Origin of the sequence: Agromyces sp. Root1464 (assembly GCF_001427265.1) — a bacterium.
Taxonomy (GTDB): Bacteria; Actinomycetota; Actinomycetes; order Actinomycetales; family Microbacteriaceae; genus Agromyces; species Agromyces fucosus.
In genome coordinates, this window is sequence record NZ_LMFU01000003.1 from 211,640 (window position 1) to 224,485 (window position 12,846).

The following is a 12,846-nucleotide window of genomic DNA, read 5'->3' on the forward strand; positions in this document are numbered from 1 at the left end:
TGCGGCATCCGCTCTCTCGATCTGTTCGGGTCAGCCGAGTTTCGCGAGCCGTTTCGCACGTGCCGCGCGGGAGACCTGCGCGACGATCACGAGCACCAGGGCGAAGAGGAACACCGCCGAGGCGATGACGTTCGCCTCGGCCGGGATGCCGCGCGACGCCGAGATGTAGATGTACTTCGGGAACGTCGACACCGCACCCGAGTTGAAGTTCGTGATGATGAAGTCGTCGAAGCTGAGTGCGAATGACAACAGCGCCGCCGCCACGATGCCGGGAAGCAGCAGCGGGAACGTCACCCTCCAGAACACCTGCGACGGTGAGCCGTAGAGGTCGCGGCCCGCCTCTTCGAGCGCCGGATCGAGGCTCGCGACGCGAGCCTTGACCGTCACCACGACGAAGCTGATGCAGAACATCGTGTGCGCGAGGATGATCGTCGTCATGTCCTTCGCGACGCCGACGGCGAGGAACTGCGCTGCGAGGCCGGCTCCGAGCACGACCTCGGGCGTGGCCATCGGCAGGAACAGCAGCAGGCTGATCGCACCGCGGGCACGGAACCGGTAGCGCACGAGTGCGATCGCGATCATGGTGCCGAGCGTCGTCGCGATGACGGTGGCCGCGATGCCGATGATGATGCTGTTGCCGAAGGCTTCGCACACGGCCCCGCCCTCGACGGTGCAGACGTTCAGCCACTTGTCGAAGGTGAACCCACGCCAGGAGATGTTCGACTTGATCGAGTCGTTGAACGAGAACACGAAGGTGTACGCGATCGGGATGAGCAGGAACACGAACGCGATGACCGTGTACACGGGCAGCAGCCAGTCGCCGAGCCCGAGCCGTCGCGGGCGAACCCGCCCGCGCGGGCCGCGCGAATCGAGCTCCTGGCTCTCACCGAGGCCGCCGAGCACGGCAGCCGCCTGGACTTCTCCGCTCACAGCAGGTCCTCCGTTCCGGATCGCTTGACGTAGACGCCGACGAGCACGAGGATCGCCGCCATGAGGATGATCGAGAGCGCCGCGGCCGCAGGATAGTTCAGCAGCACGAGGAAGTTCGCCTCGATCACGTTGCCCATCATCTGCGTGTCGGGCCCGCCGAGGAAGTCTCGGCTCGCGTTCACGTAGTCACCCGCAGCCGGGATGAAGGTGAGCAGTGTGCCCGCCACGATGCCCGGCATCGACAGCGGGATGGTGACCTTGCGGAACACCGTGAACGGGTTCGCATAGAGGTCGCTCCCCGCCTCGAGGTAGCGCAGGTCGAGGCGCTCGAGGGTCGTGTACAGCGGCAGGGTCATGAACGGGATGAAGTTGTACGTCAGACCGAAGATCACCGCGAACGGCGTACCCGTGAAGTGCGCGTCGGGCGCCATGAGCGAGAGCGCCTTCAACGAGGTGATGACGAACGACTCATCGGAGAGCAACTGCTTCCACGCGAGGGTGCGGAGCAGGAAGCTGATGAAGAACGGTGCGATCACCAGCACGAGCATGAGCCCCTGCAGCATCGGCCACCGCCGCGCCTTCACCCCGATGAAGTACGCGAGCGGATAGCTGAAGAGCAGTGCGAACACGGTGGCCGCGAGCGCGTACCCGAAGGAGCGGACGATGTGCGGCCAGTAGTCGGTCATCACCGTGACGTAGTTCTGCCAGTTGAACGCGTAGTCGTACTGGCCGATGTCGCCGAACTCGCTCGGCGCCTGCAGCGAAGTGAGCAGGAGCGAGAAGAGCGGGGTGATGAAGAACAGCACGAGGTAGAGCAGGCCGGGGAGCAGCAGGAACAGTGCGATCCTGCTGCGCTTCCGCGGCGCCTGGGGAACGACCTCTGCGGTCTGGAAGGCGGCGAAGGCCATGGTCAGCCCTCCTCGAGCTCCGTGACGAGCTCCTCACGGCGCTGCGCGGCGATCGAGGTGGTGTCGTCGTCCGCGGCGAACCGCGATGAAGGCTCCGCCACATCGTCGAGGCCGAAGCCGTGCTCGACGGGCCACGAGATCCAGACCTCGGCTCCCTCGCCGACGACGGGACCCGAACCGGTGTTCTGCGCGAAGACGGTGACGGTGCCGGCTTCGGGGATCGCGACGAGGTACTGCGTGCTCACACCCGAGAACGACACGTCGACGACCCGGCCCGGCCCGAGCGCGTTGCGATCGGACGACGGTGCGATCGCCTCTCGGGAGAGCGTGACCTTCTCGGGCCGCACGCCGATGGTCACTCGACCCTTGTGGCGCTGCGCCCGCGCGGTGGGCACGATCACGCGAGCACCCGCGATGTCGACCGTGATCGCGGCATCCGTCACGCCTGCGACGTCGCCCGTGAACAGGTTCGACTGGCCGAGGAAGTTCGCGACGAACGAGGTGCGCGGCAGCTCGTAGAGTTCGGCCGGCGCGCCCATCTGCTCGATCGCGCCCTTGTTCATGACCGCGACCGTGTCGGCCATGGTCATGGCCTCCTCCTGGTCGTGCGTCACGTGGAGGAACGTGAGCCCGACCTCTTCCTGGATGGTCTTCAGTTCGAGCTGCATCTGGCGGCGCAGCTTGAGGTCGAGCGCGCCGAGCGGCTCGTCGAGGAGCAGGAGGGCCGGGCGATTGACGATGGCCCTGGCCAGCGCGACGCGCTGCTGCTGCCCACCGGAGAGCTGTGCCGGGCGGCGCTGCGCGAGGTGATCGAGTTCGACGAGACGGAGCGCCTCGTGCGCCCGTCCGAGTGCGTCGCCGATCCGGCGCCGCTTGAGCCCGAACGCGACGTTCTCGAGCACCGACATGTGCGGGAACAGCGCGTAGCTCTGGAACACCGTGTTGACGGGCCGTTCATGCGCCTTCGTGCCCGTGACGTCGCGGCCGCCGATCAGGATGCGACCGCTCGTCGGCTCTTCGAGGCCGGCCACGAGCCGGAGCGTCGTCGTCTTGCCGCAGCCGGAAGGGCCGAGCAGGGCGAAGAAGGAACCGGCCGGGATCGTGAGATCGAGGTCTTCGATCGCGGTGAAGCCCGGGAACCGCTTCTGGATGCCGACGAGTTCGAGATCTGCGCCGCGTTCGGCGAACTCGCGTACCGACACGCTCAGGCCCCCAGGAGGATGCTCTGGAACTGCGCCTGGTACTTCTGCTCCTCGGCGCCGCTCAGGGAACGGAAGATGTGCGCGTTCGACAGCGTCTCCTCGTTCGGGAAGATGAGCTGGTTCTCGGCGAGCTCGGGGTCGATCGCGATCGCGGCCTCCTTCGCGCCGACGACCGGCGTGATGAAGTTCACCCAGGCTGCCACCTCGGCGGCGACCTCGGGGTCGTAGTAGAAGTTCATGAGGGCTTCGGTGTTCGCCTTGCGGGGCGAACCGATCGGCACGAGGAAGTTGTCGTTCCACAGCGTGCCGCCCGCGGTCGGGATCGCGAACTCCCACTTGTCGCCCGCTTCGGCGTTGATGACCGTGATGTCGCCCGACCAGCAGATCGCGGCGAGGGTGTCTTCGCTCTTGAGGTCTTCGAGGTAGGAGTTGCCCTTGATGTTGCGCACCTGGCCGGATTCGACCTGCTCGCGCAGCACCTCGATGGCCGCGTCGAACTCCTCGTCGCCCCAGTCGCCCGCGATGTCGACGCCGTTCTGCTGCAGGATGAGGCCCATGGTGTCGCGCATCTCGGAGAGCACGCCCACTCGGCCCTTGAGCTCGGAGTTCCAGAGGTCTTCGACCGATTCGATGCCGCCGGGGATCGCCTCCTTGTTCCAGCAGATGCCCGCGAAGCCGCCCTGCCAGGGCAGCGTGTACGCCCGGCCCTTGTCGAAGTCGGGGTCGCGCAGCGCCGGGTTCAGGTTCACGATGTTCGGGATGTTGTCGTGGTTCAGCTTCTGGGTGTACCCGAAGCGGATCCAGCGTGCGGCCATCCAGTCGGTGAGCACAGCGGTGTCGGCGCCGATGTCCTTGCCGAGGGCGAGCTGGTCCTTCACCTTGCCGTAGTAGGTGTTGTTGTCGTCGACGGCGACCTCGTAGTTGACCTCGATTCCGGTCTCTTCCGTGAAGCGCTCGAGCGTGGGGTACGCGCCGCTGTCGTCTTCGTCGATGTAGGCGGCCCAGTTCGCCCAGTTGACCGTCTTGTCGGTCGGCGAGGTGTCGGCCGCGGCCGTGGGCTTGCCCTGGGCACCGCCCGTGGAGCACGCCGCGAGGGCCAGGGCGGTGGCTCCGGCGCCCGCTCCGGCGAGCAGCGTACGGCGATTCAGCTGCATCTGTCGGGCCTGGGCGATGAGTGCTCGCATCATCGGGTCCTGGGGCAGGGGGCGTCGATTCACGGGGGACTCCGTTTCGGTTTGCTGCAGTGCAAGGGTGGGAAGATACTGCCACACTGCTGGGCTGAAATCACTCGATGATGTCCAAATCGTTAATTTCTGCGAACATCTCGTGCGGAATCAGCGCTTCTCGCCCGATCTTGCGACCGATTCAGTGGATTCGGCGGCTCGGCCAGAGCGCACGGCGCACATCATGCCCGGGCTCGATGACCCAGCACTGACCAGCCCCGTCATCGAGGAGCGGAGGGAGCCCGCGCGTGCGCATGAGGGCGCGATACTCGGCCGCGCTGCCGTGCACCACGAACGCCGCCTCCTCCCGAAGGTTCGCGAGCAACGACCAGCTCGCCGCCCAGGCCTCCGCGTCGCCCACGATCGCCGGCGGGGATGCATCGATGGGATGTGCGGCGATCGCGGCCCTGACCGCAGGCTCGCCACCGGCAGTGAGGAGGACCGGGCTCCGCCCTGCAGCCGCGATCAGCGCAGCTGCCGCGCGCGGCGCCACGGACGCGATCGCGTACGGAAGGTCGGGCCGCAGTTCGAGGAGGGATACCTCGGGTGTCCCCGGAGTCTCGGACTCCGTCGCCATGACCACCTGCACTCGTCGCCCCCGCCATTCGCCGGCGCCGGCACCGGCGCTCGCGCGCCAGAGCTCCCCGCGACCACCGGACTGCACGAGATCCGAACGCGCGGCATGGCGTAGAAGCAGTCGGCTTCCGAAGGCGTCGCGGAGACCGTGGCCGAGCGCGAGCGGGTCGACGGCCGATGCCGCGACCGCCACTCCCCTCGCTCGTCCTTCCCTGATCAGGGACTCCACCATCGCGAAGGCCTCATGACGGTACTCCTCCGGCCAGGCACGGAACCTCACGTCGAGGTCGTCGATCACGATGAGGGCCGGCGGTGGCGCCGCCCCGCGGACCGCTGCCCTCGCAGCCACGAGTCCGTCCCAGTCGGCGCTCGACGGACCGCGAAGGCGGAGCGTGGCGGATGCCGCGGCCGCGATGCTCGCAACCGACTCACTCGCCGCCCGCTCGACCGCCGCCAGTGCCGTGCTCCGACCACTGCCGGGAGCGCCGAGCACGAGGAGGGCGCCGTCGCGCTGCGGCGCCCATCGCGCAAGGCTCCGCCGCTGCCGCTCCGGTTCGTCGACCACGCCGAACCCGTAGCCGTCGAATGCGGGGGCGACGGCGCGATGCCCGTCGGGCGATGTCGGGCGCGGATCCCCGAGGAGCTCGGTCACCGAATCAGGGGCGATGCGCGGGGGCAGCGGATCGAGCCAGGTACGGCGAGCCCGCGGCATCCCGGCCGATCGAGCGATCACCGCGGTGATCGCGCTCGGCGTCGCCACGGCCGAATGGAACAGCACGGGGCATCCGTCGCCTCGGTCGATCACGCCGCGACCGGGCAGGTCGGGCGGGATCTCGGATGCCGCGGTGGTTCCGACCACCGCTTCGCTATCGGCTCGCTGCAGCACGCGCAACGACACGCGGATCGCGCAGTTCGCGGTGACCTGCTCGCGAACGACGCCGTTCGGCCGCTGCGAGGCGAGCACGAGGTGCACTCCGAGCGAGCGCCCGCGTGCGGCGATGTCCGCGATGATGGCCCCGAGCTCGGGGAAGCGCTCGAGCATGGCCTGGAACTCGTCGACGACGATCACGAGTCGCGCGAGCTCGACGCCCGCGTCGAGCCCGGCGATGTCGCGTGCGCCCGACCGAGCGAGCACCGTCTCGCGGTGGGTGAGCTCGGCCCGAAGGCTCTGCACCGCCCGCTCCGCCTCCGACTCGTCGAGGTCGGTCACGATGCCCGTGACGTGCGGCAGGCCGCGCACGGGCTCGAACGCCGCGCCGCCCTTGAAGTCGACGAGGAGGAACGAGACGCGCGCCGGCGAGTGGGCGGAGGCGAGGGCGACGATCCACGCGAGCAGGAACTCGCTCTTGCCGCTGCCGGTCGTGCCCGCGACGAGCGCATGCGGACCGCACCGGGCGAGGTCGAGTTCGAGGGCATCGCCGGCCACGCGTCCGACGAGGGCCGAGAGGCTCGAGCGATCGAGCCCGGTGCCTGCCGGCGGCTGCAGCTCGTCGAGCTGCAGCCGGCGAGGAAGCTCGTTCGATCGATCGTCGAGGCCGGCTCGCGCCGCGATCGCCGACAGGGACTGCGCCCAGCGGGCGACTTCGGCGACGCCGACGAGCGAGGGCACGACGTGCGTCTCCGCACCGCCGTGCTGGACGAGCGCCGCATCGGGCGCGTGCAGGGTCACGATCGTACCGAGCCCCGGGGGCAATTCGGCCGCCGTTCGCGCGATCGCGACGATCGAGACACGCGATCGGTCGTCGGCTGCTGCGAACGCCGACGACGTGGGCGACGATGGCCGCGGCTTCGGCGACGGCGGCCGAGCTCCGGTCTCGACGACGACCAGTCGAGCAGTCGCCCGCGCTCCGCGATGGGGCAGCAGGCGCAACCACGCCCAATTGCCGTCCTCCGGCCCTTCGGCATCGATCGCGAAGTGGCGCGGATGCCCATGGTGCGCGAACTGCACGGCACTCGCACGCGCCGCCGCCCTCGCGAGCGGGAGCTCGCCGACGAATCCGATACCCGCCCCTGCGTCGACGGACATCGGGGCGTCGTCGAGTCGAGCCGCGGCGAGGAGCAGCGCTCGATCGTCGGCGTCGACGGGGGCACCCTCGACGCGCAGCGCGCTCGCGGCCGCGCCCCGCCCGAGCACGAGCGGCGGAAGCGCCGCTTCGCGCCACGCAGGATGCACCGAGTGCTCGAGCAGCGATCGGGAGGACGGCGTGCGGTGCCATGCCGCCCGGCGTTCGAGACGGTGTCGCTCACCGATCTCGAGGCGGAGTTCGCCGACGAGTCGCCGTCGATCGGCGCCGGCCCGTCGTCGCAGACGACGCGCCGAACGACGGGCATCGAGCATCGAGCCGATCGCCACGATCGGCCCCAGCACCGCGAACACGAGGGAGAACGGCGACCCGGTGATCGCCCACAGCGCGAGCGCCCCCGCGACGGGGGCGAGCGACGCGATGAGCGGGAACCCGGCTCGAGCAGGATCGGCCGGCGCCGGCGGCAGCGAGAGGGGCGTCTCCAGCGATACGGGTGCGATGTCGAATCGGTCCACGACGCGATCCGATCACGCGGGCGACCCTTCGGCGGCCACGGACGGCGCGCGGGGCACTGGATCGGCTGACGGCATGCTGTGGAGGACGAGTCGGCGGGACTCGGAGACGTCTCGCCCGAATCGGGTGGAACGCGTCAGGAGACGACGAAGAACTGCTCGGCGAGCTCGACACGGCTCCCCCGCGGCACGAGGTAGCGCCTGCCCGGCTCGCAACGCATCGCGCCGTCGTCGATGCGCCGCACGATGGTGCCGTTGCCCGAGAAGCGGTCGGCGATCCAGAGCGTGCCGTCGTGCTCGCCGAACTCGACGTGGGTCTTCGACACCGACAACGACCGGTCTGCGATCTGCACGAGATGGTCGAACACCTCACCGGGCTGGGGCAGGGGGCGACGGCCGATGAGCCCGGTGCCGAAGACCGTGCGCGACTCGCCCGTGCTGAACGTCAACACGAATCTCGTCGCGGCGGGCGTCGTGAGCAACTGCTCGTGCTGCTCAGGCGCTGCCGCGGCGAAGAACTCGCCGGTCGCAGCATCCGACGCCTCGATCGCGACCGCGGCACGGAAGCCGTCGACCGGGATGGAGATCACGCCGCTGTTGCGACGGGCGGGCCGCTCGATCACCGTCGTGTCGCCGGGCCTCGGATCGGGCCGCCTGCGGGATTCCGGCGTGGCGCTCGTCGAGCTGCCGCACTCGCCGCAGAACATCGCCCCATCGGGCAGCTCTGCTCCGCAGATCCGACACGTCACGAACGCGCTCCTCTCCGGGTCACAGCGTACCCGCCGAGCGAGGTGAGCGAGACCGCCGCTCGCACCCGCTCGCGCAGCGATCTCGGCGCCCCGAGCCGCTCCTGCAGCTCGTCGACCGATTCCCAGACCACGAGGTCGTCGCCCTCCATCGGTCCGTCGGGTGCGAACACGGCGCGATCGACGACCGAGGCGAGCACGAGCGGCGCGAGCCCGCCGACCGTCGCCGCCTGCTCGGCGCGCGTCGCCGTCGGCCGGATCGGATAGCCGTAGTCGGCCGCCGAGTCCGCGAACTCCTGCCACCCGCCCTCGATTCGTTCGACCGCGGTCGATGCCCTGCGCCGCAGCCGTCGCCGCCGCATCTTGGCGACGACGATGGCGAGGAAGGGACTCGCGATGAGCGCGAGCACGCCCAGCACGATTCCCGCGACGCCGAGGACGGCGAGCAGCGCCTGAACCCATGCGTCCGCACTGTCGTCGGGGTCGTCGGGCGGGGTCTCGGGCTCGTTCGACAGGTCGTCGACCGGCGTGCGCTCCGCGGGCGGCGGCAGCGCCGACTGCGGCCTCGACACGATCGTGGGCTGGTCGGGCTCGCGCTCGGGAATGGGACGCGGCGCCGGGTTCGGGTCGACCGGGACCCAGGTTCCGTCAGCGGCCTGCACCTCGATCCAGGCCTGCTTGTCGTCGCTCGCGAAACGCGTGACGCCGTCGGGAGCGCGCTCGCTCGCGGCATCCGTCTCCCGCGGCGCGACATCACCACCACCCTCAGGCGTCGCATCGGTCTGACCGGTCGCATCGGCCCCACCCGTATCGGAGCTCCCGCCCGGCGGCTCGGTCGTGTCCGAAGCGTCGTCGTCGGCCGCGCCGGGAAGGTACCCGACGACGACTCGCGCCGGGAAGCCGATTCGGCGGGCCATGAGGGCCGCGGCGACCGCGTACTGCTCGCCGTCGCCGACCATCGGCCGTTCGACCGCGAGATCCGCGAGCCGATCGAGCGAATGACCCGACCTGCTCGGCGCATTCTCCTCGAGGCCGTGGCTCACGTATCCGTTCGCACGGAATCCCTCGATGACGGCCTCCAGTCGGGCGCCGGGATCATCGGACACCGGCGCCCACTCGTCGAGCAGCTGCGCGAGCTCCTTGGGCATGTCGGGCGTCGCGGGAAGCACGCTCGTGCCGGGGTTCAGCCCGTCGAGCTCCGAAGGATCGACGGGCACCACCGAGGTCGCCGCGTAGCGATCACCCGACTGCAGCGGTCGCTGCACCGCGCCCGTGCTCGTCACCTCGTTGTAGAAGAACGACTCCGTGAGCGTCTCGGCACGTGGTCCGCCGAACGTCATGCGTTCGAGGCGGCCAACCCCCGGCACCCACACCTCGGAGTAGTTCTCGACCTCGACCTCGATCTCGAGCCGCTCGGTGTCGCCGCTCACGCCCGATTGGTCGAGACGATAGGGCACCCGTGTGAATCGTCCGGACGCGGAGGCGCCTTCCGCCCCGCCGACCGTGTAGACGATGCCGTCGTACGAGTCGAGCGTCGCCATGCGCAGGCCGGCACCGTCGGGAAGCCCGCGGACGTCGAGCATCACGTCATCGGCGACGTCCTCGTCGAAGGCGGCGCGGAACCCCGCGAGCGGGCTGTCGTGACGCCTCGGCTCGAACGGCGGCTGCAGCTCCGCCCGTACGACGTTGCGCGGCGGCACCGGCAGCGCCACGGATGCCGCGGTCGCACCCACCACCGCGATGGCCACGAGCGACGCGGCGCCGAGCACCCGGCGCGCGTCGGTGAGCGCCGCCTCGACACGGCGGCCGACGGTGATCGCGCGCCGGTCGGCGATGGCGACGCGCACGAGCCAGGCCACCGCGGTGATGAGGAACGCGATGCCCGCCTCCACGGCGAGTGCCGAGTGCACGACTCCGAGTGCGATGCCCGCGATGAGGAGCGCGGCGGGCGGCAATGCGGCGGCAGCGGGGCGCCGACTGCGCAGCGCGATCGAGATCGCGGCGGTGGCGGCGATCAGGCCAAGGAGGAACGGGGGCACGAGCAGCGCCTGGTAGGAGCCCACGGGAACCGAGATCGTGACGAGCTGCTTCCACGAGAGTGCGGCGCCCGCGATGAGCTCGACGATTCCGGACGGACTCGGCAGGATCCCGCCGATCGCGGCGCCGGGCACCGCGGCCGGCACGCCGAGCACCAGGTACGCGCCGAACACCGCGAGCACGATGATCCAGGAGGGAAGGCGGAACCGCGCTCCGACGACGCCGATCGCCACTCCCGCGGCGATCGCGACCGCTGCGGCCACCACGAACGCCGGGCTCTCGTAGACGGGCCACCAGGGCAGCATCGCCGCAGCGAGCATGGCGACGACGAGCACGACCGTGACGAGGGTGGGCACGAATCTGCGGGCTCCCGCCGGTGCACGAGGGGTCATGTCACCGACGCCGATCTCGCGAGCATCGCGCGCAGGTCCTCGAGGTAGCCGATGCCGAAGACGGTGAGCCCGGCGATCGTGCGGGCACTCGCCTCGCCCTCGGGCGAGCACTGCACCGCGACGCTCTCGACACCTGGCGGGAGCCGGGTCGCCGCGGAGCGCAGCGGTGCGACGCCGCGAGCAGTACCGGTGACGATGAAGGCGAGCGACACGCCCGCAAGCGTCTCGGCCGCTGCGCGGGCGACATCGGGGAGCATCACCGCATCCGGCTCGGTCTCGACGACGCAGAGCGCGTCGAGGAGCCGGTCGCGGGAGACCGTCGGGAGTTCGCGCATGGCATTGCGCCCGGTGCCCGCGCCGGACCCGCGCTGGCGACCCGAGACCACGAACGACACGGTCCGTGCGTCGCGGATCGCCCGAGCGCCGACGGACGCGGCAGCGCTGACGGCGAGTTCGAATTCGGCCTCGTCGACGTACGAGCCGGGGTCCAGATCGAGCAGCACCATGAGGCGGCTTCGCCGGGTCTCCTCGAACTGACGCACCATGAACGTCCCGGTCTTCGCCGAGCTGCGCCAGTGGATGAACCGGCGATCGTCGCCGGGCACGTACTCGCGCAGCGCGTGGAAGGCGATGTCGCTCGCCGTGAGGTCGCGTGTCGGCGTTCCCTCGAGGTCGCGGATGAATCCGGTGCTCAGCGCGTTGATCGGCACGGTACGCGGGTGCACGTGGAGTTCGGCCGTCTCCGACCACACGTACTCGCGCCGCATGAGGCCGATCGGGTCCGCGCGCACCGTGCGCGCAGGGCCGACCGGCACGACGCCGCGCCGCTCGGTCGGGATCGAGAACTGCTCGTCGAACACGCCCCCTCGCGGCAGCCCGGGCAGGACCCGTTCGACGATGCGGCGGCCGACCGGGAGTTCGAGCTGCACCCCGCCGAATCGCCGCCGGCCGGGGTTGGCGGCGATGAGCCGCGCTTCGGCCGGTTCGCCGACCACGACGCGCGGCGACGGCAGCACGAGCTGGATGGTGCCGGCACCGCGTCCGATCAACCAGACGGATGCCGCGACAGCGAGCACCCCGAGTCCCCACCCGAGCGCGATGAGCTCGAGCCAACCCCAGGTGTACCCGCCCACGAGTGCGACCGCTGCGACGACGATCACCGACCAGCCGAGTGGCGTCACGACGCCCTGCACCATGCGGGCGGCCCGCCCGACGGCAGCAGCTGCGCGGCTCCCCGCCACGACGGCGCGCCCGATGACCACCGCGAGCACGCCCTCTCTTCGGGCGTCCTCGGGGATGGTCGTTCTGGTCTGGGTGAGCGTCACACCGCTTGCCTGGTCGAGGGAGGAGGCGTCTCGATCAACACCTGGGCGATCATGTTCGACGCGGTGACGCCGTCGAACTCGGCTTCGGGGTCGAGGATCAGCCGGTGCGCCAGCACGGGCTCGGCGAGCGCCTTCACGTCATCGGGCACGACGTAGTGGCGGCCCCGCCCGGCCGCGTGGGTCTTCGCCGCGCGGATCAGGGCGAGCGCCCCGCGCACGCTGACCCCGAGACGCACCTCGCGAGCGGTGCGCGTGGCGTCGACGATGCGTGAGACGTAGTCGTGGATCGTGGGGTCGACGTAGACCGTGCGTGCCACCGCGGCGAGATCCACGACCTCCTCCGCCGCGAGCTGCGACGAGACGCGGTGCTCGTGGGCTCGCTGGTCTGCGCCCTCCAGGATCCGGATGGTGGAGGCGTGGTCGGGGTAGCCGATGGACGTGCGCATCAGGAAGCGGTCGAGCTGCGCCTCGGGGAGACGGTAGGTTCCCGCCTGCTCGACCGGGTTCTGCGTCGCGATGACCATGAACGGATGCCCCACGGGATGCGTCACGCCGTCGACGGTGACCTGTCCCTCTTCCATGACCTCGAGCAGCGCCGACTGCGTCTTCGGGCTCGCCCGGTTGATCTCGTCGGCGAGCACGATGTTCGCGAAGACGGGCCCCGGGTGGAACTCGAACACGCCGGAGCGCTGGTCGTACACCGTGACGCCCGTGATGTCCCCGGGGAGCAGGTCGGGGGTGAACTGGACGCGATTGCTCGTGCCGTCGATCGACTGGGCCATCGCCCGCGCGAGCGAGGTCTTCCCGGTGCCCGGCACGTCGTCGAGCAGCAGGTGACCCTCGCTGAGGAACGCCGTGAACGCGAGCCTGATGACCCGGTTCTTGCCGAGCAGCACTTCCTCGACCGCGCCGACGAGTCGATCGAGGGTCGCGGCGAACCGCGCCGCCTCATCGGGGGTCATGGTCATCTC

9 protein-coding genes are annotated in these 12,846 nt (G+C 70.3%); all 9 read right to left on the reverse strand.

Features of this window, described 5'->3' with window-relative positions:
• Positions 1–30 precede the first annotated feature (30 nt).
• The 9 genes from ASD23_RS16640 to ASD23_RS16680 all read right to left on the reverse strand — a co-directional run bounded on the left by ASD23_RS16640 (position 31) and on the right by ASD23_RS16680 (position 12,843).
• On the reverse strand, positions 31–813 hold the full coding sequence (locus tag ASD23_RS16640) for an ABC transporter permease (protein ID WP_235507814.1): 783 nt from the start codon (positions 811–813) through the stop codon (positions 31–33).
• 113 nt (positions 814–926) lie between these two features.
• Entirely contained in the window at positions 927–1,838 is a 912-nt protein-coding gene (locus ASD23_RS16645; protein ID WP_056013990.1) for an ABC transporter permease, read from the reverse strand.
• A 2-nt stretch (positions 1,839–1,840) separates the two neighbouring features.
• Positions 1,841–3,040: an ABC transporter ATP-binding protein gene (locus tag ASD23_RS16650; RefSeq protein ID WP_056013993.1), complete on the reverse strand. Its 1,200-nt coding sequence runs from the start codon at positions 3,038–3,040 to the stop codon at positions 1,841–1,843.
• A 2-nt stretch (positions 3,041–3,042) separates the two neighbouring features.
• Positions 3,043–4,257 (reverse strand): ABC transporter substrate-binding protein, encoded by a 1,215-nt coding sequence (locus ASD23_RS16655; protein ID WP_235507793.1) that lies wholly within the window; start codon positions 4,255–4,257, stop codon positions 3,043–3,045.
• A gap of 148 nt (positions 4,258–4,405) precedes the next feature.
• The gene (locus tag ASD23_RS16660) at positions 4,406–7,378 is read right to left on the reverse strand and encodes an FtsK/SpoIIIE domain-containing protein (RefSeq protein ID WP_056013998.1); all 2,973 of its coding nucleotides are present in this window, start codon (positions 7,376–7,378) and stop codon (positions 4,406–4,408) included.
• A 134-nt stretch (positions 7,379–7,512) separates the two neighbouring features.
• Positions 7,513–8,124: a zinc-ribbon domain-containing protein gene (locus ASD23_RS18940; protein WP_158556783.1), complete on the reverse strand. Its 612-nt coding sequence runs from the start codon at positions 8,122–8,124 to the stop codon at positions 7,513–7,515.
• Positions 8,121–10,514: a transglutaminase domain-containing protein gene (locus ASD23_RS16670; protein ID WP_056014003.1), complete on the reverse strand. Its 2,394-nt coding sequence runs from the start codon at positions 10,512–10,514 to the stop codon at positions 8,121–8,123. Before ASD23_RS16670 ends, ASD23_RS18940 begins: the two co-directional genes overlap by 4 nt.
• A 32-nt stretch (positions 10,515–10,546) precedes the next feature.
• Positions 10,547–11,875, reverse strand: a complete 1,329-nt coding sequence (locus tag ASD23_RS16675) for a DUF58 domain-containing protein (protein WP_235507794.1) — start codon at positions 11,873–11,875, stop codon at positions 10,547–10,549.
• The gene (locus ASD23_RS16680) at positions 11,872–12,843 is read right to left on the reverse strand and encodes an AAA family ATPase (RefSeq protein WP_056014007.1); all 972 of its coding nucleotides are present in this window, start codon (positions 12,841–12,843) and stop codon (positions 11,872–11,874) included. The genes ASD23_RS16675 and ASD23_RS16680 overlap by 4 nt, the downstream gene beginning before the upstream one ends.
• Between the last annotated feature and the right edge of the window lie 3 nt (positions 12,844–12,846).